The following is a 22,478-nucleotide window of genomic DNA, read 5'->3' as shown; positions in this document are numbered from 1 at the left end:
GGCCGAAATATGGCTGTAGGACGAGTCGTCAAAGTTGTGGGGATAGTTCGCCAGCGCTTCACTCATCGGGTAACAGGCGCTGAAATCGGAATCGTCCTAAAGCCACGTGCGGGCCTGCATCGCTAGAATTTTCGGCCGATTGCAAAGCAACTGCGAAGGTTTATGAGCACGCCCACCCACTCCCAAAACCCTGCAGCCTCGGCGCGTAACAACACAGCAGTGCTGTGTCTGACCCTGCTGACGTTGGCCATGACTGTGTTGACCGGGATTGCCGGATACAAGCTGATCGAGTTGAGTCCGTTGCAGACCACCACTGAGCAGCAAAACCGGCGTCTGGCCGAATACGTGGATCAGATCAAACAGCTGGCGGCAGAGAACGATGCACTGTCCGGCCAGCAACGCAGCGTCGGTGCCGAGCTAGCTATCGCCGTTGAGAAAGTCAGTGAAGCCGACAAGCGAATAACACTCATGCAACAGCAATTGAAGGACTCCAGGGCCAATGCCGGTGAGGAGCAGGATGAGTGCGCGATCATTCGGGAGAACGTGCGGCTGGTCGAAAACGAACTGGGGCGCGATGATTTCTTTCGTTTGCGTGATGAGCGTCAGTCCGACGCGGAGGCGGTGTTGGAGGCGTATCAGCGATCATTGGCAATCTGCGTGGCGCAATCGACAGAGCGATCGAACCACGCGGATGATCAAGGCGCTTCCATCGAGGAAGAAGCGCCCGGGGAGGGGTAAGCGAGCTTAGTTTGCCTGCAGGGTGTTCTTGCGACTCGCCGCTGCCGTCACGGCATAGCCGATCAGTGCCGCGAGAATCGAGCCGGTCAGAATCCCCATCCGGTCCATCCCGGCGTATTCGCTGACGCCCGGCTCGAAGGCCAGGGAACCGACGAACAGGCTCATGGTGAAGCCGATACCGCAGAGAATCGCTACACCCAGCACCTGACCCCAGTTGGCGCCTTGCGGCAGGGTGGCGATGCCGGTTTTCACGGCCAGCCAGGTCAGGCCGAACACGCCGACCATCTTGCCCAGCAGCAGGCCGACAGCGATGCCCATCGGCACGTAGTGGGTGAAGCTTTCGACGGTGACGCCACTCAGGGACAGGCCGGCGTTGGCGAAGGCGAACAGCGGCAGGATGCCGTAAGCCACCCATGGATGCAGCGCGTGTTCGAGAGTCAGCGACGGCGAAGGCTCGGCGTTTTTCGTGCGCAGCGGGATGCAGAAGGCCAGGGTCACACCTGCCAGCGTCGCATGGACACCACTCTTGAGAACGCACACCCAGAGGATCAGGCCAACGATCATGTACGGCCCGAGCTTGACCACCCCGAGACGATTCATGCCGATCAGTGCCGCGATGCACGCTGCCGCGAGGCCCAGCGACAGGGTCGAAAGTTCGCCGGAGTAGAAGATCGCGATGATCACGATGGCGCCAAGGTCATCGATGATCGCCAAAGTCATCAGGAACAGCTTCAGCGACACCGGCACACGCTTGCCCAACAAGGCCAGTACGCCGAGGGCGAAGGCGATGTCGGTGGCGGTCGGAATCGCCCAGCCGTCGAGGGCTGGCGGATTGTCACGGTTGAGGAACCAGTAGATCAGCGCCGGCACGACCATGCCCCCGATGGCCGCTGCACCGGGCAGGACGATCTGCGAGGGTTTCGACAACTGACCGTCGAGGACTTCGCGCTTCACTTCGAGGCCGATCAGCAGGAAGAACAGCGCCATCAGGCCGTCGTTGATCCATAGCAGCAGGGGTTTGGCGATCTTCAACGCGCCGATCTGCGCGACTACCGGAGTGTCGAGCAGGCCGGTGTACAGCCACGACAGCGGCGAGTTGTTGATGATCAAAGCCAGAATGGCCGCGGCGATCAATAACAGACCGCTGGCAGCTTCCAACTGAAAGAAACGCGTGAAAGTGCTACGCAGAGGCAAGGTCGCTCTCCATCGATAAAGGCAAAAGGTGGGACACCCTAACCCGTACCGTTAGTTGTTAAAACAAAAGTTATATTCTTTTTTGTTATATACCGTTACAAGACGTTGAAGGCCGATGCAGCAGAGCCTAGCAGTTGACGGATATATTGAACCTCAGCTGTATCTGTGAGGGATGTAGGTTTTTTCCTAAGCTTGTCGGCTGAGCCTGCGACCAAGGCGATTCCTGCCCGATTCAACGAGATCATCACCATGAGCGACAACCGACAGTGGGCCCGCGAAGCCATCCGTATCATCGAAGCGGATTTCCAGCGCAGCGCCGACACTCACCTGATCCCCTTGCCGCTGCCGGGCTTTGCGGGCATCGAGTTGTACTTCAAGGATGAATCCAGCCACCCGACCGGCAGCCTCAAGCATCGGCTGGCGCGCTCACTGTTTCTCTACGCCTTGTGTAACGGCTGGCTCAAACCCGGCGCGCCGGTGATCGAGGCGTCCAGCGGTTCGACGGCGATCTCGGAAGCGTATTTCGCCCGCATGCTTGGCTTGCCGTTCATTGCGGTGATGCCGGCGACCACCTCGAAAGAGAAAATCGCCCAGATCGCCTTCTATGGTGGCAAAAGTCATCTGGTCAACGATCCAACGCAGATCTACGCCGAGTCCGAACGTCTGGCCCGTGAGCATGACGGTCACTTCATCGACCAGTTCACCTACGCCGAACGCGCCACCGACTGGCGGGCGAACAACAACATCGCCGAGTCGATTTTCCAGCAGATGCGTTTCGAGCAGCACCCCGAGCCGAGCTGGCTGATTTCCAGTCCCGGCACCGGCGGCACCACGGCTACCCTCGGTCGTTATGTACGTTACCGTCAGCACTGCACGCGTGTGCTGTGTGCCGATGCCGAGCGTTCGGTGTTTTTCGACTACTACCAGACCGGCGACGCCAGTCTGCGTCTGGATTGCGGTTCGCGGATTGAAGGGATCGGCCGGCCCCGAGTGGAAGCGTCGTTCCTGCCGAAGGTGATCGATGCGATGGTCAAAGTACCGGACGCCTTGTCGCTGGCGGCCATGCATTATCTGGCGCAGCGTCTGGGCCGCAATGTCGGGGGCTCGAGCGGGACCAATCTGATCGGCGCCTTGATGGCGGCGCAGCAGATGAAGGCGGCGGGGGAGTCGGGGTCGATCGTGGCGATTCTGTGCGATGGCGGCGAGCGCTATGCCGACACCTATTACGATCAGGATTGGCTCAAGGCCCAGGGATATGAACTGGATGGGTTGATTGCGGCAGTGGCAGCGAGTGCCGAACGCGGTGAGCTTCTGCCTACCAGTGTATTACGCGCCAATATCTGAAATTTCCAGACACTGAGTAAACCTGTGGGAGCCGGGCTTGCCCGCGATGGCGGAGGGTCAGTCAACATCAATGTTGAGGCTGAATCCGTCATCGCGGGCAAGCCCGCTCCCACAGGGTTTTGCAGTGCCTTAAGCTTCCAGGCCGAGGATATTGCGCGCCACAGCTTCAGCAATGCGAATCCCGTCCACACCCGCCGACAGAATCCCGCCCGCATAACCCGCGCCTTCACCGGCCGGGAACAAGCCCTTCACGTTCATGCTCTGCAGCGTTTCATCGCGCGTGATCCGCAGCGGCGACGAAGTGCGCGTCTCGATCCCGGTCAGCACTGCATCGTGCAGCGAATAACCGCGAATCTGCTTCTCGAACGCCGGCAACGCTTCACGAATCGCCTCGATGGCGAAGTCCGGCAATGCCAGGGACAAATCGCCCAACGCCACGCCCGGTTTGTAGGACGGTTCTACTTCGCCGATTTCCACCGACGGGATGTCATTGATGAAGTCGCCGACCAGTTGCGCCGGGGCCTTGTAGTCGCTGCCGCCGAGAATGAACGCGTGGGATTCCAGACGTTCCTGCAACTCGATCCCGGCCAGCGGGCCGCCCGGATAATCGACTTCCGGGGTGATGCCAACGACGATGCCGGAGTTGGCATTGCGCTCGTTACGCGAGTATTGGCTCATGCCGTTGGTGACCACGCGATTCGGCTCGGAAGTCGCCGCCACCACGGTGCCGCCCGGGCACATGCAGAAGCTGTAAACCGAGCGGCCGTTCTTGGCGTGGTGCACCAGTTTGTAGTCGGCGGCACCCAGTTTCGGGTGGCCGGCGTATTTGCCCAGACGCGCACGGTCGATCAGCGATTGCGGGTGTTCGATACGGAAACCAACCGAGAACGGTTTGGCTTCCATGAACACGCCACGGCTGTGCAGCATGCGGAAGGTGTCACGGGCGCTGTGGCCGAGGGCCAGAACCACGTGCTTCGATTTGAGAACTTCACCGCTGGCCAGTTCGACGCCGACCACTTGGCCGTCTTCGATCTGCACGTCGTTGACGCGCTCCTGGAACCGCACTTCACCGCCCAGTGCGCGGATTTCTTCGCGCATGGCTTCGACCATACCGGTCAGGCGGAAGGTACCGATGTGCGGCTTGCTGACGTAGAGGATTTCTTCCGGCGCGCCGGCCTTGACGAACTCGTGCAGCACTTTGCGGCCAAGGAATTTCGGGTCCTTGATCTGGCTGTAGAGCTTGCCGTCGGAGAACGTTCCCGCGCCGCCTTCGCCGAACTGCACGTTGGATTCAGGGTTGAGCACACTTTTACGCCACAGGCCCCAAGTGTCCTTGGTGCGCTGGCGAACTTCGGTGCCGCGTTCGAGGATGATCGGCTTGAAGCCCATTTGCGCCAGCAGCAGGCCGGCGAAGATCCCGCACGGGCCGAAGCCGACGACGATTGGCCGTTCGCTCTGGTCGGCTGGCGCCTGGCCGACGTATTTGTAGCTGACATCCGGCGCCACGTTGACGTTACGGTCGTCGGCGAACTTGCCCAATACCTTGGCCTCATCGCGCACGTTGAGGTCGATGGTGTAGATGAAGCACAGTTCAGAGGACTTTTTGCGCGCATCGTAGCTGCGCTTGAACAAGGTGAAATCGAGCAAGTCATCGCTGGCGATGCCCAGGCGTTGCACGATGGCGACGCGCAGGTCTTCTTCGGGATGGTCGATTGGCAGCTTGAGTTCAGTAATTCGTAACATGGCGGGGGTCCGGGTTCGCGGGGCGCACAACTGCGCCAAGGCGTTTTAAGGCCGCGATTATAAGCCGCAAAGCCCGGATTTGGTGAGGCTAAAAAGCTCAGTCGTTGCGCGATCCGCCGAAATACCCGCAACCGCGCTGCACCTTGCCGTCGATACGCAACTCGGCGCTCATGTGCTGCACGCTACCGGTGTTGCTGTCGACGCAACGCTGCGGCGCGACCCAGAGTTCGATTCGCTGGTTGTTGGCTTCTGAGCTGAGATTGAAGCGACCGTCGCCCAATTGCTCTTCAACATAAGGCACGGCGAGTGGCGGTTGGCCTTCGCGATCGATGACCAGGCCTTTGCCGCTGACTTTCACATTCCATTCCGGGCCGTGACCGGCAGCGCGCAGGATCAGCAATTTGAAGTTGGCATCATCGCAAGCGGTGCCGGAGCGCTCGACCCGGTACAACTGAGTCAGGTCGAGGCGATCACCGACGATCTTGCCGCGAACATCGGCAAACAACTTGCCCTGTTGATCCGCCAGGCTGGCGGCTTCCTGCAGCACGCTGGTGCCGCCGATGTCGTTGACCACGTACTGGCGCTGTTCCCCGCAGGACTGGAACACCAGTTTGCCGTCGGCTGCGGTCAGTTGCCCTTGCATTCGGGTTTGCCCGACATGGGAAGCGCTTTCCCGCGGGCCATCGAGCAATTGGCAGGCGGCAAACAACGGCAGCAGGGCAACAACGATCAACGAACGGGCAACACGCATCTTCGGCTCTCCAGACAAGTGCCGCCACGTTACGCAGGCTGACCGTTCATCACAAGGGTTTAGCCCACGTGAAAAGTCTGACCGGTTTGCAGGCCTTCGACACTTTTCGCGTAGGCCAACGCCGCATCCGCTGCAGAAACCGGTTTATAGCCACGGAAATACGGGGCGTAACTGCCCATCGCTTCCAGGATCACCGTCGGGCTGACCGAGTTGATTCGCAGGCCACGCGGCAATTCGATGGCGGCGGAACGCACGAAGCTATCGAGGGCGCCATTGACCAGCGCAGCCGAGGCACCGGTGCGGATCGGGTCGTGGCTGAGCACGCCAGTGGTGAAGGTGAACGAGGCGCCATCGTTGGCGAACTCACGGCCAATCAGCAGCAGATTAACCTGGCCCATCAGCTTGTCGTTCAGGCCGAGGGTGAAGCTGTCGGTGGTCATCTCGCCAAGCGCGGCGAAGGTGACTTTGCCGGCGGCGCAAACCAATGCGTCGAACTTGCCGGTCTGTTCGAACAATTTGCGGATCGATGCGCTGTCGCTGATATCCACCTGGAAATCGCCGCTGGTGCGACCGATACGAATGACTTCGTGACGTTGCGACAGCTCTTTGTCTACCGCCGAACCGATGGTGCCGCTGGCGCCGATCAACAGAATTTTCATCGTGCTGTACCTCGAGTGATTGAACGAGGTTTCAGTCTAGAGTGGTTTTTCCTGCGGATAAGCGCACTAATAGGCAACCTTTGGTTTTCAAATGGAAACAATCCATGAGCGAAATGGATGATCTCGCGGCGTTCGCCGTGTTGATCGAAGCCGGCAGTTTCACCTTGGCGGCGCAGCAATTGGGGTGCAGCAAGGGCCAGTTGTCCAAGCGCATCAGCCAACTGGAGGCACGGTTTTCCGTGGTGCTGCTGCAACGGACGACCCGTCGTTTGAGCCTGACCGCTGCTGGTGCTGCGTTGTTGCCACAAGCGCAGGCACTTGTAGTCCAAGTCGAGCGGGCGCGTCAGGCGTTGGCACGATTGAAGGACGACATGGCCGGCCCCGTGCGTATGACGGTTCCGGTGTCGCTGGGGGAAACTTTCTTCGACGGCTTGCTGCTGGAGTTTTCGCAGCAGTATCCCGACGTGCAGATCGAGCTGGAGCTGAACAACAGCTATCGCGACCTGTCGCGGGACGGCTTTGATCTGGCGATCCGCTCCGAAGTGGCCAATGACGAACGGCTGGTGGCCAAGGCGCTGTTGGCGTGGCAGGAAATGACCTGCGCCAGCCCGGCCTATTTAGAGCGCTTCGGTGAGCCGCTGACGCCGCAGGCGCTGGCCGAACACCGATGCTTGCTCAACAGCCATTACAGCGGTCGCGAAGAGTGGTTGTATCACCAGCAGCACGAATTGCTGCGGGTGAGGGTGTCCGGGCCGTTCGCCAGTAACCATTACAACCTGCTGAAAAAGGCTGCGCTTGCCGACGCAGGGATCGCCCGGTTGCCGTCTTATCTGTTGCAAACGGAATTGGCCGACGGACGATTGCGCTGGCTCCTGCGCGATTATCAGACCCGTCGCATGCCGATGCATCTGGTGCACCCGTATCAGGGCGGATTGCCCAAACGCACGCAGGTGCTGGCGGACTATCTGATCGGCTGGTTCAAGCGCAGCGGCGAGGCATTGGACAGACTGCAACGCTAACCCTGTTGACCTCAATGGTTGTAGCGTTTGGCAATCAGGTGATCGATCGACAGCTTGCCCGGCCCGGTGGTCATCAGGTACAGCAACACCGCCGCCCAGGTGCCGTGGGTCGGATAGGCATCCGGGTAGACGAATATCTGGATCGTCAGGGTCATGCCGAGCAATGCCAGTGCGGAAAAGCGCGTGGCGAAGCCAACCAGAATCAGGATCGGGAAGAAGTGCTCGGCGAACGCCGCCATGTGCGCGGCGACTTCCGGTGACAGCAGCGGCACATGGTATTCACTTTTGAACAGCGGAATGGTCGAGTCCGCCAGGCGCGGCCAGCCAACCTGAAAGGTGCCGTCGATCAAATCGATGGCCAAGCCTTCGACCTTGGTCTGCCCGGACTTCCAGAACACCGCGGCAATCGAGAATCGCGCGATGAAGGCAATCAGACTGCGCGGGATCATTTCCAGCAGGGCAATGGCGCGAGTGATGAGGTTGTTCATGGCGATACCTTGTTGTTCAGGTGGGTGATGGCGTTGCGGGAGATCAGCAGCGCCAGAGTCTGGCTCAGATCGAATGGCGGGCTGGCTTGCACGGCGGCCAGCAACGGCTGACCAGCGAGCAAGTGACGGATAAACACACTGGCGCCGTGATCGAGGGCAAACACCTCGACATCCAGCTCGTTGCGCAGCACCAGCGCATGTTGGCCGAGGTTCACATCGACCTGCGCCAACGATGCGTCTTGCTGATGCGCGGCCCAGATCGCGACGACGGCGTAGGCCGAATCGAGCAAGTACAACGAGGGGTGAAGCTCAACGCTCAGTTCGCTCAGCGCTTGTGGATCGGCGAGGGCGGCGCTGATCTGTTCCGGATGCACCGGGTTTGCATCAGCGGCGTGATAGGCGAGGGTGCGCAGGCGTTCGAGTCGTGCGACGTCGGCCAGATACGGCACGCTGGCGGCTGGTTCGAACGCCGCAATGAAAGTCGCCAAAGCATCGCCGTAGCTACTCATCAGCGGAGTTTGCGGCGGTTGGCTCTGGATGAAGATTGCGGCCATCGCACGGAAAAACTCCTCGCCTACCAACTGCGCGACGACCGGATAGCTGTCCGACAGCGCATTGATCAACGAGCTCTGCACATTGTTGCGGTACACCGAAAATCGGCTGTCGGGATCGGCGCCGTTGGCGCTGTACAGGCCTTCGGGGCATGGCAGGCGAGTGTCGAGCAGGGCGGCGGCAAACGCGGCTTGAGTGCTCATGATTGACCCCCGGCGCACAGCAACAACTCATCAGCCTGCCGCGCCTCGGCCAGCAATACGTTGAAGGCTGGCACCTGATTGTCGCGCTCGATCAGCGTCGCCATTGGGCCGGTACGTTGCAGTGCCTGCTGATACAGCGCCCAGACTGCCTGATCGATTGGCGCGCCATGATCGTCGATCAGCAAGCGGTCGCCGAGGCTGTCGGAATCTTCGGCAAACCCGGCCAGATGAATCTCGCCAACGGCGTGCAAGGGCAGCAAATCAAGGTAGGCCAGCGGATCGCGTTGATGGTTGATGCACGACACGTAGACATTGTTGACGTCGAGCAACAGCCCGCAGCCAGTGCGGCGGATTACCTCGCTGATGAACTGCGCCTCATCGATGGTCGAGCGCTGGAATGCCAGATAGGTCGCCGGGTTCTCCAGCAGCATCGGGCGTTTCAGGGTGTTCTGCACCTGATCGATGTGGTCGCAGACGCGATTCAGGGTCGGTGTGTCATAGGCCAGGGGCAGCAAATCATTGAGGAACACCGGGCCGTGGCTCGACCACGCCAGATGTTCGGAAAAGGAATGCGGTTGATAGCGGTCGATCAACTCGGCGAGGCGCTGCAGATGTTGTACATCCAGCGGCCCTTCAGCACCGATGGACAGGCCAACGCCGTGCAGCGACAGCGGATATTGCTCGCGGACCAGACCAAGAAAATGATGAAACGGGCCGCCGGCAACCATGTAGTTTTCGGCGTGGACTTCGAAAAAGCCGATGTCCGGTTGTGTACCCAGCACTTCACGAAAATGCCCGGTCTTGAGCCCCAGCCCGGCACGGGGCGGGAGCCCGGTGAGGGCTGCCTGAGTGCGGGGCCGGGCGTGGTTGTTGGCTGTGAACATGATCGTCACTCAGGCAGACCGACTATCAGGACTTGGCTTTGAAGGCTTCCATCTGACCGAAACCGGTCGGCGAAGTCTTGCTTTCAGTGGTGGCGCAGGTGCCTTTTGGAACGAGTTTCCAGGCATTTGGCTGGAAATCCATTTTCGCGGTGCCGGCACAAGTGGTGCCTGCACCTGCGGCGCAATCGTTGTGACCTTTCATGGCCACGCCGAAGCATTTTTCCATGTCGTCAGCGGCGTGGGCGGTGGAAACGGCGGCGATGCTCAGAGCAGAACCGAGGGCCAGAACCAGGGCGGTGGCGGACAGGGTGCGAGTGGTAGCAGTCATGATGTTTCTCCGGTTTCAGTCAGGGTTTGTACAAGCGATTTGCGCTTGCTTACCCCACTAGAGAAAGCTCATGGGGAAGCGTTACAGCCGATTCAAAAGTTTTTGATAAAAATCTCAGAGCACTGCAATCCATTGTAGGAGTGAGTCTGCTCGCGAAGAGGAAGAATCAGTCAATACATCTGCTGAATGACACAACGCTTTCGCGAGCAGGCTCGCTCCCACAGTGATTGTGTTCAGAATCTTCTGTTCTATAGTCATTTCAACGGCCCCTCTCACAGGCCGATTTACCAGGACGGTATCTCATGAAGAAGGATCGCTCAGCCTCCGCTGTGCTTTTGCGCAGGACTTCATCTTTTGCTCTCGCCTGCACGCTGCCCTTATTGTTCGGTACGGTTTACGCGCAGACGCAAGTTGATCCGCTGGACACGCTCAAGCGCATCAACAACAACTACAACACCCTCAAGGACAGCTGTCAGGAACCCGATACCGGCGCGGCCCGCGGTCTCTACTATTGCAGCGGCGTGACCTTGCGCATGGTCAACGACGGGCCGTTCAATCCGTGGGATTACAGTCCTTACGCGATCAAGATCGGCGCAACTTCCTACTCGTGGATTCGCAAGGATCTGAGCACGAAGATTCTCATCCACCCGGCCGGTTTGATCCTGCGAACACCCACCGATGCGGCTGCGCTTAACCTGCCGGTCAAGGAGCAGGGCTTTACCTGCATCTACGCTTTCGATGGCGGCACCGGGCCCGAGCGCAAATGGTATGGCTGCGGATTCTTCGACAGTCGAGAGCCACCTCGCGCCGCTCAAGGCACGATGAACAATCGCAACGCCGCGTTGGCTTACGGCACTTGCGCGGAGGCCGGGGTCAGCACTGCCGAGCAGTGGACGCAGAAATACACCGGCCTGATGAAAGGGCCGATTCAGTACGGCCAGTGTTCCTTTAACGCGGAAAAACCCAGCGACTGGCACGCGATGATCCGGGTTCACGAATCCCGCCCGACCACCACCAACAAAGACCCTTTCTCCTACAGCGCCCAGGTCAACGAGTTCATGTTGAAGAACGCCACCGCAACTAACGATGGCAGTGAAAACATGAAGTACATCGATGCCTTTATCTACAACGTCAACAGCACGCAGAACTTCGCCACGCGCGGTGATCAGGCGCCACCGAAACCGGAAAACGGCCTGAACAGCGCACGCAGCTTTCAGAAGAAACTTCAGGCGCAGGGCTACAGCGTGCCGATCCTGCGGCTGGATTTCACCAAGCCTGCGGAACAGCGTTTCAGCTATGTCGCTGCCGATCAGGCGATAGATCTGACGACAGCGGGCGGCGCGCAGCCGACCCCCGCGACACCGGCGCAGAAATACATCGCTGAAGCGGTGTGGATCGAACGTTACGACCCGGGCAGCAAGAAAAACGAATGGTCGCTGAAAATCACGCCAACCGCCCAAGGCAAAGCAATTCAGGCCAGCGATCAGGACGCCTTGTACAAAGAGCTGTTCGCCCTGCGTGGCGCCGACAGCCAGTGGCGCGACAACGAGAAGTCGGCGGGCAGCATGCGCGGACAACTGAGCTGCCTGATCCAGAACTATCCGGGCAAGACCGAATGGAATCTGGAGCCGTTCCGGCCCAATGTCAGCGCGCAGGAATCGGCCAAGGCCGGCTGCAATCCGCTGCCGGTTCAGGCGCCGCAATACATTGCCTCTGCCGACTGGATCAAGCGTTACGACCCCGGCACCGGTAAGGATGAATGGTCCCTGAGCATCGTGCCCACGGCGGCGGGCCGCGCCTTGCCCAACGAGCAGCTCGCGGCTCTGTATGACCAGTTGTTCGCGCTCAAGGGCGCTGACAGCAACTGGCGCGACAACGAAACAGCGGCCGGCAGCATGCGCCAGCAATTGGGCTGCGTGCTGGTCAATTACCGCAACAAGACGCCGTGGAATCTGGAGCCGTTCCGGCCAGCGTTGTCGGATAGCGAGACCAAGGCTGCGGGTTGCAACCCGGTCGCACGTTGAAGGTGTGTTTGGCTAATCAAGGAGATGCAAGCCATGAACAAAGGTCTGAACAGGTTCGCTCCATTGCTCGTGTTGCCACTGTTGGCGCATGCGACATGGGCCAACGCGGAGTCATGCGCAGAGACGCTGAAAAAGGTTGAAACGCTGTACAACAACACGGTCGACAGTTGTGGTCAGGACCCCGCATCGGACTGTTCTGGATTACTGGTTCGCGGCACACACCGTGCTGATCCGGCCAAAGGGCAGCAATGGGATGTCTGGAATCCCAGCCCGAAAGCCATCGAGCTGGGTACGTTTGCCGCGTCCTATATGCGTGCCGACGGTATCAGTTATGAAGATCCCGGCATGAGCACGCAGAACGGCTACCTGATTACCCCGAGAGATCTGGTGCGCGACCCGGAAACACCGGTACATGTTTATTGCGCGTTCCCCAACGACGCCTGGACCGATTTTCGCAATGACCGTGGCTGTGGCGATAACAAAAACACCGCGCCAGCCGAAGCTGTCTGCCAGGCAATGAAACCCCCGATCCTGAGTCCGAATGCCTGGGTTGCGCACTTCACCCAGTTCAACAACAACCGCCAGCAGGACCAATTGCAATGCGGCTTCAACATGCGCAATCCGATGAGCAGCAAGGAGCGCGTGGATGCCTTTCGCAACTTCATGGGCGCACGTAAAGTCATCAACAGCCGCGAGTTTCAGACTCAGACCGAACTGCGTCTGGGCAATCCGAAAACCGACGAACTACCGGTTCTGGCGTTTTTCTACAGCGATCAACGCGGTTTGAACGATGCCATGGCCAATCAGCGCGACTACAAAGCCAAGACCGGCAAGGATCGCAACATCATCAAGATCGACTTCCCGAAAACCCCGGTCGCCAAGGCCAGCTTCTCCTGTGTCCAGACCGCGACGCCGACTGCACCGAAGTTCTGTGACAAGTACATCGAGTCCAGCACCTGGGTACAGCGTCCCGATCCGGAACTCGGGCCGAACACCTGGTCGCTGCAAGTGGTGCCGACCGCGTGCGGCCGGGCGATCAAGGATGACCAGACCGACCGCATGTTTGCCGAGTTGTACAACAAGCACAAAGACGATCAGCAATGGCGGCAGTACAGCGTCAATGGCGGCTCGCTGCGTCGGCAGATGGTCTGTCACCTGGCGGCGACGTTCGATGGCAAACCGGTGAGGAACAAGCCTGAATGGAACCTGGAGCCGGCACGACCATACGTTGACCAAGCCACAGCGGTAGCAAAACACTGCAATCCGTACTGAGCCATTTGCTTGAGGGCAATTCTCCAATGTGGGAGCTGGCCTGCCAGCGATAGCGGTACGACAGTCAACATCGATGTTGAATGCCGTACCGCTATCGCCAGCAGGCTGGCTCCCACAGGGGATATCGGTGAGCTGGAGGTTTGAGGCAGGCATAAAAAAACGGCCCGAAGGCCGTTTTTTATTGTCAGAAAAACCCAACAGTATTGAAAGTCGATGTTTAGTGCTGATCATTATTCGTGTTGTTTGAGCAGTCGGAATAAGCGCTGACTGCTGATAGTGAATGGATATTAAAACCTGTTATTTCTGACAGGTGCGAAGCTGTTCTCATCATGGATATATTCAAGCTCTGATTTTTAACAAGGAGAGCAGGTATGACCAGGGCTGAGTTGAAGGATTATCTGGAGAACAAGATTAATGAAAAAGCTCAAATCATTCTGAATGAGGACATGGTTCACGACGGTGCTGCGTTGGGAGAGATGCAGATCTACTTTTGCTTTCGCAGGATTCTCAATAAGAAGGCAACCCTTGAGGACATCGGTGTTCTTCATGCAATGAACAACGTGCTGCAGACACTTGGTGTTCTTTCTTCGAAAGAGACGCTCCGCTCAAAAGTTGAAAGATGACTTCAAAGAGCTTTCAGACTTGATCGTCATCGATAGACGGCTGGCTGCTGCTAAGTTGCTCTGTTATCAGGGAGCCATAGCGAGCTCTCAAAACAATGTAAAAGTGAGATTTTAATATGGACAAGATGGAAGTGAGAGTGAAGAGAATTGTTGCGGAGCAGTTGGGAGTGCTGGATAGGGATTTTAAAAATTCTTCCAGCTTTATAGATGATTTGGGCGCGGACTCCTTGGATACTGTTGAATTAATCATGGCACTTGAAGATGAGTTTGGAATGGACGTTCCGGATGAGCATGCCGAAAAAATCGCTACTGTGCAGCAGGCTATTGATTATGTTCGTTTGCATGTTAAAGCCTGAAGGGAGGATTACGAGAAATAAAAAACGGCCCGAAGGCCGTTTTTTGTTCAGCGAAATACATCAACCGCCAAGGTACGCCTCGCGTACTTTCGGGTCGGTCAGCAGTGCTTCACCAGTGCCTTGCATCACTACCCGACCGTTCTCCAGAACGTAGGCGCGGTCGGCGATTTTCAGCGCCTGGTTGGCGTTCTGCTCGACCAGGAACACCGTCACACCGTCCTTGCGCAGCTGTTCGATGATGTCGAAGATCTGCTGGATGATGATCGGTGCCAGACCCAGCGATGGCTCGTCGAGAAGCAGCAGTTTCGGTTTGCTCATCAGCGCACGGCCGATGGCGAGCATTTGCTGTTCGCCACCGGACATGGTGCCGCCGCGTTGGGCGAAGCGTTCTTTCAGGCGTGGGAAAAGTCCGAGAACCTTGTCCATCTGTTCCTGATAGTCGCCCTTGTCGGTGAAGAATCCGCCCATGGCGAGGTTCTCTTCCACGGTCAGACGGGCAAACACCCGACGACCTTCCGGCACCACCGCAATGCTTTTGCGCATGATCACCGACGAGTCCTGACCGACCAGTTCCTCACCCATGTAACGGATGCTGCCGCTGTGGGCTTGCGGCGAACCGCAGAGCGTCATCAGCAGCGTGGACTTGCCGGCACCGTTGGCGCCGATCAGGGTGACGATTTCGCCCTGATTGATCTCGACGTTGACGCTGTGCAGGGCCTGGATCTTGCCGTAGAAGGTGGAAACGTTTTCGAATTGCAGCATTTACGCTTCCCCCAGGTAGGCTTTGATCACTTCAGGATTGTCGCGGATCTGATCCGGCGTGCCGTCGGCCAGAGGCGTGCCCTGGTTGATCACGACGATGTGGTCGGAAATGCTCATGACCAGTTTCATGTCGTGTTCGATCAGCAGCACGGTCACGTTGTGCTCTTCACGCAGCACGCTGATCAGCGCCTTGAGGTCTTCGGTTTCTTTCGGGTTCAGACCGGCAGCCGGTTCGTCGAGCATGAGGATGCGCGGACGCGTCATCATGCAGCGGGCGATTTCCAGACGGCGTTGCTGACCGTAGGCCAGGGTACCGGCGGTTCGGTTGGCGAACTCTTTCAGATTAACCTTTTCCAGCCAGTATTCGGCAAACTCCATGGCCTCGCGTTCGCTTTTGCGGAACGACGGGGTCTTGAACAGGCCGGCCAGGAAGTTGGTGTTCAGGTGACGGTGCTGGGCGATCAACAGGTTCTCGACCGCCGTCATGTCCTTGAACAACCGCACGTTCTGGAAGGTGCGCACCACGCCTTTGAGGGCGATCTTGTGCCCCGGCAGGCCTTGAATCGGCTCGCCGTCCAACAGGATGGTGCCGCCCGATGGCTGGTAGAAACCGGTCAGGCAGTTGAAAACGGTGGTCTTGCCCGCGCCGTTCGGCCCGATCAGAGCAACCACCTGTTTTTCCTTCACGGTCAGGGCCACGCCGTTGACCGCCAGCAAACCGCCGAAGCGCATGCTCAGGTTTTCGACTTTAAGAATCTCGCGGCTCATTTTCGCAACTCCATGTGAGGGCGTTGCATCGGCAGCAGACCTTGAGGACGCCAGATCATCATCAATACCATCAGGGCACCGAACATCAACATGCGGTACTCACTGAACTCACGCATCATTTCCGGCAGCAGGATCATCACCACGGCGGCGAGAATCACGCCCAGTTGCGAGCCCATGCCACCCAGCACGACGATGGCGAGAATGATCGCCGACTCGATGAAGGTGAACGACTCCGGAGTCACCAGACCCTGACGGGCAGCGAAGAAGCTGCCGGCGAAACCGGCGAAGCTTGCACCGAGGGTGAAGGCCGAGAGTTTGATGATCGTAGGATTGAGGCCCAGCGCGCGGCAGGCGATTTCGTCTTCACGCAGTGCTTCCCACGCACGACCGATCGGCATGCGCAGCAGACGGTTGATGACGAACAGCGCAGCCAGCGCCAGCAACAGCGCAACCAGGTAGAGGAAAATCACCTTGTTGATCGAGTTGTATTGCAGACCGAAGTATTCGTGGAACGTCTGCATGCCTTCCGCAGCTTTACGCTCGAAAGTCAGGCCGAAGAACGTCGGTTTCTCAATGTTGCTGATACCGTTCGGGCCGCCAGTGATGTCGGTCAGGTTACGCAGGAACAGACGGATGATCTCGCCGAAACCGAGCGTCACAATCGCCAGATAGTCACCACGCAGACGTAATACCGGGAAGCCCAGCAGGAAGCCGAACGTCGCCGCCATCAGGCCGGCAATCGGCAGGCAGATCCAGAAGCTCAACCCGTAGTAGTGCGACAGCAGCGCGTAGCTGTAGGCGCCGACGGCGTAGAAACCGACGTAACCGAGGTCAAGCAGACCGGCCAGACCGACCACGATGTTCAGGCCGAGGCCGAGCATCACGTAGATCAGGATCAGCGTTGCGATATCCACCGCACCCCGCGAGCCGAAGAACGGCCACACCAGCGCACCGATGATCAGCGCAATGATGAAGTAGCGTTGCGTGGTCGGCAGGGTCAGGAAGTTGCTGGCCTTGGCCGGGATCAACGGCAGGCCCGGCGAGGATTTCCACGCCTTGCTGATCTGCTGGTTGAACAGCACCCGCAGGAACATCAGCACCGAGCAGATGGCGATGGTCGCCAGAATGGTCGGGCTGGTGTTGTGCACTTCCAGGTTGATGCCGACGATGGTCAGTTTCAGACCGAGTACCGGGTAGGCCACTGCCCACACCAGCAAGGCACTGAACAGTGCCTGTTTAAGATTCCTAGTCATACTTTCTCAACCTCCGGACGGCCCAGAATGCCGGTCGGACGGAACAACAGCACCAGAACCAACAAGCCGAAAGCCACGACGTCCTTGTACTGGTCGCCGAAGATATCCGCACCAAAGGCTTCCGCCACCCCAAGCACCAACCCGCCGAGCATGGCGCCGGGGATGCTGCCGATGCCGCCGAGTACCGCAGCGGTGAAGGCTTTGAGGCCGACGAGGAAGCCGGCGTTCGGGTTGATCACGCCGTATTGCATGCTCAACAGCACAGCGGCAACGGCCGCCAGCGCAGCACCAATGACGAAGGTCAGGGCGATGATGTTGTTGGTGTTGATGCCGAGCAGGTTGGCCATCTTGATGTCTTCGGCGCAGGCGCGGCAGGCGCGACCCAGACGAGAGCGGGAGATGAACAACGTCAGGCCGAGCATGGCGATCAGAGTCACCACGAACACCACGATCTGCATGTAGGAAATCAGCACTTCATGTGCGCCACCTGGCCCGAAGGAGATGTTGCCGGGGATCAGGTTGGGGATGGATTTGTCCTTGGAGTCTTGCGCGAGCAGAACCGTGTTCTGCAAGAAGATCGACATACCGATGGCGGAAATCAGCGGGATCAGACGGTTGCTGCCGCGCAGAGGGCGGTAGGCGATCCGTTCGATGCTGTAACCATAGGAACTGGTGACGACGATGCTGGCGATGAACGCGGCGGTCATCAACAGCGGAACACTGTCGAGGCCCATCATGGTCAGCCCGGCGATGGCGATGAACGCCACGTAGGAACCGATCATGTACACCTCGCCGTGGGCGAAGTTGATCATTCCAATGATGCCGTAAACCATCGTATAGCCGATGGCGATCAAGGCATACGTGCTGCCAATGGTCAGACCATTAACCAGCTGCTGGAAGAAGTGATAGATGTCAGGCATTACAACGCTCCTAAAAACCTGATACGCATTTCACTGGTGGAGTCATTTTCCCGCCCGGCCCCGTGGATCTATATCCACTTCGAATCCGGGTTTTGCCAGCGAACCGCTGATGACGGTTTTGAGATTTTCAGGTGGGGAGACTGGCGGATCACGCCAGCGCGGCCCATACATTCGTAAAACAAAGCCCACGGCACGCCGTGGGCTTTATTGGCAGTCAGTCAGGCCGGGCCTTACTGAGGCGAAGCTTCAGTTTTTGGTTTGCCGAAGTGCCACTCGTAAACCACAAATTTGAAGTCCTTCAGGTCGCCCTTGGCGTCGAAGCTCAGGTCGCCGGTAGGGGTCTTGAAGGTGCCAGCGTGAATGGCTTCAGCCACTTTGGCCGGGTCTTCGCTCTTGGCAGCGGCGATACCGCCGGCAATCACTTCAACAGCCGAGTAGGAAGGGAACACGAACGGGCCGCTCGGATCTTCTTTCTTCGCCTTGAATGCATCAGCCAGAGCAACGTTGGCCGGGTCCTGGTCGAAGGATTTCGGCAGGGTTACCAGCAGGCCTTCGGAAGCGTCCTTGGCGATCTGCGAGATGGAGTCGTTACCCACGCCTTCCGGACCCATGAACTTGGCTTTCAGGCCTTTTTCAGCCGATTGACGCAGGATCAGGCCCAGCTCCGGGTGGTAGCCGCCGTAGTAGACGAAGTCGACGTTGGCTTGCTTGAGCTTGGCGATGATCGAGGAGAAGTCCTTGTCGCCGGCGTTGATGCCTTCGAACACAGCGACTTTCACGCCATCTTTTTCCAGGGTCGATTTGACTGCGGTGGCGATGCCTTCACCGTATTGCTGTTTGTCGTGCAGAACAGCGACGACTTTCGGCTTCACGAACTTGGCGATGTAGTTACCGGCGGCAGGGCCCTGGGCGCTGTCGAGACCGATGGTACGGAAGACCATTTTGTAACCACGGGCGGTGATGTCCGGGCTGGTGGCAGCCGGGGTGATCATGATCACGCCTTCGTCTTCGTAGATGTCTGAAGCCGGTTGAGTGGAGCTGGAGCACAGGTGACCGACCACGAACTTGACGCCGTCGTTGACGACCTTGTTCGCTACGGCTACGGCTTGTTTCGGATCGCAGGCATCGTCGTATTCAACGGCTTCGAGTTTCTTGCCGTCGACGCCGCCCTTGGCGTTGATCTGTTCAATGGCCATGCGAGCGCCGCTGAACTGCATGTCGCCGTATTGGGCTACTGGGCCGGTTTTAGGGCCGGCAATACCGATCTTGATGGTGTCAGCTGCGAACGAATGGCTGGCAACCCCGGCCAGAACCATTGCGGCAAACAGTTTGGAAATCTGCTTAGTAGCCTTAGTCATAGTGCTCCACTCTTACTGTTGTATTTTTTTTGAGTTCTGGCGCCGTAGCAGCAAGAACCGGGTCAGATATCTTTGCGATACCCTCCGGAAATGCCCCCGGCAACTGTACCGGTACAGTGTAGAGCGCCGGTTGTCAGCCTGGGAAGCGGGCGCCGAGGGGCAAAACTTGGGGGTGTCGCATTTTTGAATGAAAAAGACAGAATTGCGGCGGGGCGTTCGTGGGCATATATCCCAATCAGCAGCATTCCTTGGCGTTCCTGCTCTTTTCGTTCGGTAAAGCCATTTGCAACCGGGTTTTTCTGGCGGACCACCGACGTTATCATTCGCGTCGATTTCTTTTCCGGACAGCTCCCATGAATCAAGAACCTAGCACCCTCTATGCCAAGCTGCTTGGTGAAACCGCATCTATTACCTGGAAGGAGCTGGAACCGTTCTTTGCCAAGGGTGCCCTATTGTGGGTCGACCCAAGCCTTGATTTGATCGCTGCCGCCGAGGCCGTGGCGTCGGACGAAGGTGAGAAAGTCGCCGCCTGGCTGGCCGAAGACAAAGTCGCCAAGCTGTCTGAAACGCGGGCGCTGGATCTTTTCGAACGCGATCCTGCGCTCTGGGCCGTGGTGGTTTCGCCGTGGATTCTGATCCAGGAAAGGGCAGCGCCTGAAAGTGATGCACCTTGATGGTGCGAGCGCTTGCCGGAGAAAAGTGTGTAGCCGAGTAGCGTGATGGCACGTTGCCGTAGAGAAACACCACAGGCGCGGGTGGCATCACGGTGACGTAAACGTAACGGGAACAGTTTATTGAGCAGCCGTCGGGCTGCTTAATTGTTTCTGGATGTTGGAAAGGCTGAAATCTTCAGTGAATGTGCCGGCCCCTTCGCGAGCAAGCTCGCTCCCACACTGGATCTGCAATGTTCACAAATCCCCTGTGGGAGCGAGCTTGCTCGCGAAGGCGGCGACTCGATCGCGGATCAGACCGTGAACGACTTGCCTGTATGGTTATTCAGCGAAATAACCTTGGTCTTGCCGATCCGGTGACGGTAGATCTCGCGCAGGTACTTGATCGACTTCTTCACGCAATCGCGCGACAGGCGAATGTCGTTGATCGAAACAAACTTCTCTTTGTCGTTGATCAACTCGCGGTACTTCTTCTCGTACATCGGTTTGATCGCGTACCAGTTGGTATCGAGGATCTTCGCCGGGTTCTCGAACTCATTGAGCAAGTCGTCGATACGGTCTTCGTCGAATTCTTCGTTGATGATGAAGTCGAGGATCGAGTTGTCCAGCGTGTCGTCGAAACGGTACGGGTTCTTCGCGAAGCAGCGCTTGATGAAGGCCACGATCAGCGTCAGGAAGTCGTCCGACAGGCACGGGCTCTTGGCGATCAGTGTGGTCAGCGACAGGTTGGCCGAGGCGCCGATCACCAGTGCATAACGCTTGAGCGTGGTGTTGGGGAACAGGCTGTTGAGGTGGGTCTTCAACCGGTTCAGGTCCATGTACGACAGCTTGTAGTCTTTCGGCAGCGAAACAATCGACACCACCGACGAGCAGTTCTTGAAGAAGTGCAGGTCGTGCAGCGCCGCCGCGTCGTAACCGGAATTCTTGTACTGCTCCAGCGACGCACGATAACGCTTGGATTCGATCGGCAGCAGGCTGATGCCTTCGATCGCCTGGGTCACTTTGTTGAAGTGCGGCAGGTCGATCGAACGGAAGAACAGGTCGTCGATGTTCAGACGCTGCGGCTCTTTGTCGAACACCTTGAACTTGTCGCTGCTCGGCGGCGGAGTTTCCGGCACCACCGATTCGGCGTAGGCAATCGCCACCGGGCCGGCCAGGCTCATGAACAGGTCATTGGCATCCAGGCGAATGGTTTCGCCGATGTCGATGCCGGCGCGGCGGAAATAGTTCTGGTCGTAGTCGGTCGTTACTGCCTGCGCCGTCAGAATGTTGAAAATCTGCTGCGAGATGTACTGGTTGGCGTGCTTCTCCATCGCATTGACATCAATGTTCTGGATGTTGCCGTCATCGCTCTCTTCGGCGTAACGCATGATGTCGTTGGAGATCAGCATCATCGCGTTCCATGGGCGGATACGGCCCATGACGCTGGCTTCGCTGCTGTCTTCGTTGTCGAAGTTGTAAGAGAAATCCCATTCTTCCGACAGGTATTTGCACAGCAGGCGTCCGGCGTTGATGTGCAGCGCCTCGGACATTTCGCTGCGGTGGTCGGAGATGTTCGGCAACACGCAGATGCCGCTGGTGAAGATCGGCTCGAACACGAACGAATGACCGCTCTTGCCGTCATGCTCGTCCATCGGCTTGGTATCGAACGTCTTGTTCATGTACGAGTGCTGCTGGGCCAGGCCGAATTCCGACGCCATGCCGGAACCGGTACCGCCGCCGGCACTGAAGATCGAGAAGTACAGGCGCGACTGGTTGGCCTTGATGCCGCAGCTGTCGATCAGGTACGAGTGAATCATTTTCCAGTCAGGGCTGGAGAAACGCTGGGTGTCCTTGTTGAGGATGATCTTCGCCAGATACTGGCCGAGGATCGGCGCGTTACCGGCGCCACCGGCGTGGACTTCGGACAAGTCCATGATCTTCATTTTGCTGTAGTCGCGCAGGAAGCCGCTTTTCTCGCCTTTGCGCGAGAAGCGGATACGGCCGGCGATGTCCTTGTCGAGGTCGCCGAGCATCACCAGCGGTTCAACCAGGAACACCGGTTTGCTCGCCTTGTTGTTGCCGATCCGCAGGTTGTTCTTGATCCACTGCGCCGGGCTGTAGCCTTTTTCGGCGTAGCGCTTGTCCGGCGACAGGCGATCTTCGTTGTTGAATTCGTTGAGGTAGAACTTGCGTGCGTTGTACACCAGCTCCGCGACGTCGAGAGCGATGTTCGAGCCGCAGCGGCCGAGGCCGATCAGGCACACCGAGGGGAATTCCTGATCGCTGTGCTGTTCGTTGTCGCCGTCCAGATGCGGTGGACGCGGGAACACCAGGTCACGCAGGCCGTCGAGGTTGTCGAGGATGCGGTCGGTATTGGTTTCTGTGAAGTACAGGTATTGCTGGGTCGACAGCGGGCGCGAGGGGAGCGATGGCTTCAAGGGTGCCGGGTTGTTCGCGGCGGGGCTCAGGGTCAGATCGGATACCGCAGTGGCCGGATTGTTTTTAGAAGTCATTTTGCGCCATATACCTGGACAGGGTTGGCTCGGCGACCGTTGTCATCGAGCCTCACGGAAAGAGGATCTCGCG

General features: G+C 58.4%; 22 protein-coding genes. 8 read left to right on the top strand and 14 right to left on the bottom strand.

Features of this window, described 5'->3' with window-relative positions:
• Window positions 1–162 precede the first annotated feature (162 nt).
• Entirely contained in the window at window positions 163–738 is a 576-nt protein-coding gene (locus ACTWLJ_RS00645) for a hypothetical protein (protein ID WP_445179506.1), read from the top strand.
• A gap of 6 nt (window positions 739–744) precedes the next feature.
• On the opposite strand, the gene nhaA is transcribed toward ACTWLJ_RS00645, so the two are convergent.
• Window positions 745–1,932, bottom strand: a complete 1,188-nt coding sequence (nhaA, locus tag ACTWLJ_RS00640) for a Na+/H+ antiporter NhaA (protein WP_401216580.1) — start codon at window positions 1,930–1,932, stop codon at window positions 745–747.
• A gap of 249 nt (window positions 1,933–2,181) precedes the next feature.
• On the opposite strand from nhaA, the gene ACTWLJ_RS00635 reads away from it, so the two are divergent.
• On the top strand, window positions 2,182–3,276 hold the full coding sequence (locus ACTWLJ_RS00635) for a PLP-dependent cysteine synthase family protein (protein WP_401216578.1): 1,095 nt from the start codon (window positions 2,182–2,184) through the stop codon (window positions 3,274–3,276).
• 129 nt (window positions 3,277–3,405) lie between these two features.
• On the opposite strand, the gene ACTWLJ_RS00630 is transcribed toward ACTWLJ_RS00635, so the two are convergent.
• The 3 genes from ACTWLJ_RS00630 to ACTWLJ_RS00620 all read right to left on the bottom strand — a co-directional run bounded on the left by ACTWLJ_RS00630 (window position 3,406) and on the right by ACTWLJ_RS00620 (window position 6,429).
• A complete protein-coding gene (locus ACTWLJ_RS00630) occupies window positions 3,406–5,019 on the bottom strand; it encodes an NAD(P)/FAD-dependent oxidoreductase (RefSeq protein WP_445179505.1) in 1,614 nt (537 codons plus the stop codon).
• Between the two features lie 97 nt (window positions 5,020–5,116).
• Complete coding sequence (locus ACTWLJ_RS00625; RefSeq protein ID WP_401216574.1) at window positions 5,117–5,770, bottom strand: COG3650 family protein; 654 nt, start codon at window positions 5,768–5,770, stop codon at window positions 5,117–5,119.
• A gap of 59 nt (window positions 5,771–5,829) precedes the next feature.
• Window positions 5,830–6,429 (bottom strand): short chain dehydrogenase, encoded by a 600-nt coding sequence (locus ACTWLJ_RS00620; RefSeq protein WP_401216572.1) that lies wholly within the window; start codon window positions 6,427–6,429, stop codon window positions 5,830–5,832.
• Between the two features lie 104 nt (window positions 6,430–6,533).
• On the opposite strand from ACTWLJ_RS00620, the gene ACTWLJ_RS00615 reads away from it, so the two are divergent.
• Window positions 6,534–7,448, top strand: coding sequence for a LysR family transcriptional regulator (locus ACTWLJ_RS00615; protein WP_445179504.1), 915 nt, complete (start codon window positions 6,534–6,536; stop codon window positions 7,446–7,448).
• A gap of 11 nt (window positions 7,449–7,459) precedes the next feature.
• Here the strand turns inward: ACTWLJ_RS00615 and ACTWLJ_RS00610 are convergent, their stop codons facing one another.
• The 4 genes from ACTWLJ_RS00610 to ACTWLJ_RS00595 are packed head-to-tail and all read right to left on the bottom strand — an operon-like array spanning window position 7,460 to window position 9,903.
• Complete coding sequence (locus ACTWLJ_RS00610; RefSeq protein WP_401216569.1) at window positions 7,460–7,936, bottom strand: DoxX family protein; 477 nt, start codon at window positions 7,934–7,936, stop codon at window positions 7,460–7,462.
• Complete coding sequence (locus tag ACTWLJ_RS00605) at window positions 7,933–8,691, bottom strand: HvfC/BufC N-terminal domain-containing protein (RefSeq protein ID WP_445179503.1); 759 nt, start codon at window positions 8,689–8,691, stop codon at window positions 7,933–7,935. Before ACTWLJ_RS00605 ends, ACTWLJ_RS00610 begins: the two co-directional genes overlap by 4 nt.
• Entirely contained in the window at window positions 8,688–9,575 is an 888-nt protein-coding gene (gene bufB / locus ACTWLJ_RS00600) for an MNIO family bufferin maturase (RefSeq protein WP_445179502.1), read from the bottom strand. The genes ACTWLJ_RS00605 and bufB overlap by 4 nt, the downstream gene beginning before the upstream one ends.
• A 25-nt stretch (window positions 9,576–9,600) precedes the next feature.
• Entirely contained in the window at window positions 9,601–9,903 is a 303-nt protein-coding gene (locus tag ACTWLJ_RS00595) for a BufA1 family periplasmic bufferin-type metallophore (RefSeq protein ID WP_445179501.1), read from the bottom strand.
• Between the two features lie 302 nt (window positions 9,904–10,205).
• On the opposite strand from ACTWLJ_RS00595, the gene ACTWLJ_RS00590 reads away from it, so the two are divergent.
• The 4 genes from ACTWLJ_RS00590 (at window position 10,206) to acpP (ending at window position 14,178) form a co-directional block, all read left to right on the top strand.
• Window positions 10,206–11,927, top strand: a complete 1,722-nt coding sequence (locus ACTWLJ_RS00590) for a DUF2599 domain-containing protein (protein ID WP_445179500.1) — start codon at window positions 10,206–10,208, stop codon at window positions 11,925–11,927.
• A gap of 33 nt (window positions 11,928–11,960) precedes the next feature.
• Window positions 11,961–13,199 carry a DUF2599 domain-containing protein gene (locus tag ACTWLJ_RS00585; protein ID WP_401216560.1) on the top strand — a complete coding sequence of 413 codons (1,239 nt, stop codon included), beginning with the start codon at window positions 11,961–11,963 and terminating at the stop codon, window positions 13,197–13,199.
• Between the two features lie 371 nt (window positions 13,200–13,570).
• Complete coding sequence (locus tag ACTWLJ_RS00580; protein WP_445179499.1) at window positions 13,571–13,822, top strand: hypothetical protein; 252 nt, start codon at window positions 13,571–13,573, stop codon at window positions 13,820–13,822.
• Window positions 13,823–13,938: 116 nt separating this feature from the next.
• Window positions 13,939–14,178 carry an acyl carrier protein gene (acpP, locus tag ACTWLJ_RS00575; RefSeq protein WP_445179498.1) on the top strand — a complete coding sequence of 80 codons (240 nt, stop codon included), beginning with the start codon at window positions 13,939–13,941 and terminating at the stop codon, window positions 14,176–14,178.
• Window positions 14,179–14,238: 60 nt separating this feature from the next.
• Here acpP and ACTWLJ_RS00570 read toward each other — a convergent pair whose 3' ends face one another.
• From ACTWLJ_RS00570 to ACTWLJ_RS00550, 5 genes are all read right to left on the bottom strand, one after another.
• On the bottom strand, window positions 14,239–14,940 hold the full coding sequence (locus tag ACTWLJ_RS00570; protein ID WP_445179497.1) for an ABC transporter ATP-binding protein: 702 nt from the start codon (window positions 14,938–14,940) through the stop codon (window positions 14,239–14,241).
• Complete coding sequence (gene livG / locus ACTWLJ_RS00565; RefSeq protein WP_401216553.1) at window positions 14,941–15,708, bottom strand: high-affinity branched-chain amino acid ABC transporter ATP-binding protein LivG; 768 nt, start codon at window positions 15,706–15,708, stop codon at window positions 14,941–14,943.
• On the bottom strand, window positions 15,705–16,961 hold the full coding sequence (locus ACTWLJ_RS00560) for a high-affinity branched-chain amino acid ABC transporter permease LivM (RefSeq protein ID WP_445179496.1): 1,257 nt from the start codon (window positions 16,959–16,961) through the stop codon (window positions 15,705–15,707). The genes livG and ACTWLJ_RS00560 overlap by 4 nt, the downstream gene beginning before the upstream one ends.
• Complete coding sequence (gene livH, locus ACTWLJ_RS00555; protein WP_401216550.1) at window positions 16,958–17,881, bottom strand: high-affinity branched-chain amino acid ABC transporter permease LivH; 924 nt, start codon at window positions 17,879–17,881, stop codon at window positions 16,958–16,960. The genes ACTWLJ_RS00560 and livH overlap by 4 nt, the downstream gene beginning before the upstream one ends.
• 230 nt (window positions 17,882–18,111) lie before the next feature.
• Window positions 18,112–19,239 (bottom strand): branched-chain amino acid ABC transporter substrate-binding protein, encoded by a 1,128-nt coding sequence (locus ACTWLJ_RS00550; protein ID WP_445179495.1) that lies wholly within the window; start codon window positions 19,237–19,239, stop codon window positions 18,112–18,114.
• 353 nt (window positions 19,240–19,592) lie between these two features.
• On the opposite strand from ACTWLJ_RS00550, the gene ACTWLJ_RS00545 reads away from it, so the two are divergent.
• Window positions 19,593–19,913, top strand: coding sequence for a DUF2288 domain-containing protein (locus ACTWLJ_RS00545; RefSeq protein WP_445179494.1), 321 nt, complete (start codon window positions 19,593–19,595; stop codon window positions 19,911–19,913).
• 290 nt (window positions 19,914–20,203) lie between these two features.
• On the opposite strand, the gene ACTWLJ_RS00540 is transcribed toward ACTWLJ_RS00545, so the two are convergent.
• Entirely contained in the window at window positions 20,204–22,405 is a 2,202-nt protein-coding gene (locus ACTWLJ_RS00540; RefSeq protein ID WP_445179493.1) for a hypothetical protein, read from the bottom strand.
• Window positions 22,406–22,478 lie beyond the last annotated feature (73 nt).

It is taken from the genome of Pseudomonas sp. McL0111 (assembly GCF_052567255.1).
The sequence above is the reverse complement of the archived record's forward strand: the minus strand, read 5'-3'. Positions and strand labels throughout refer to the sequence as shown.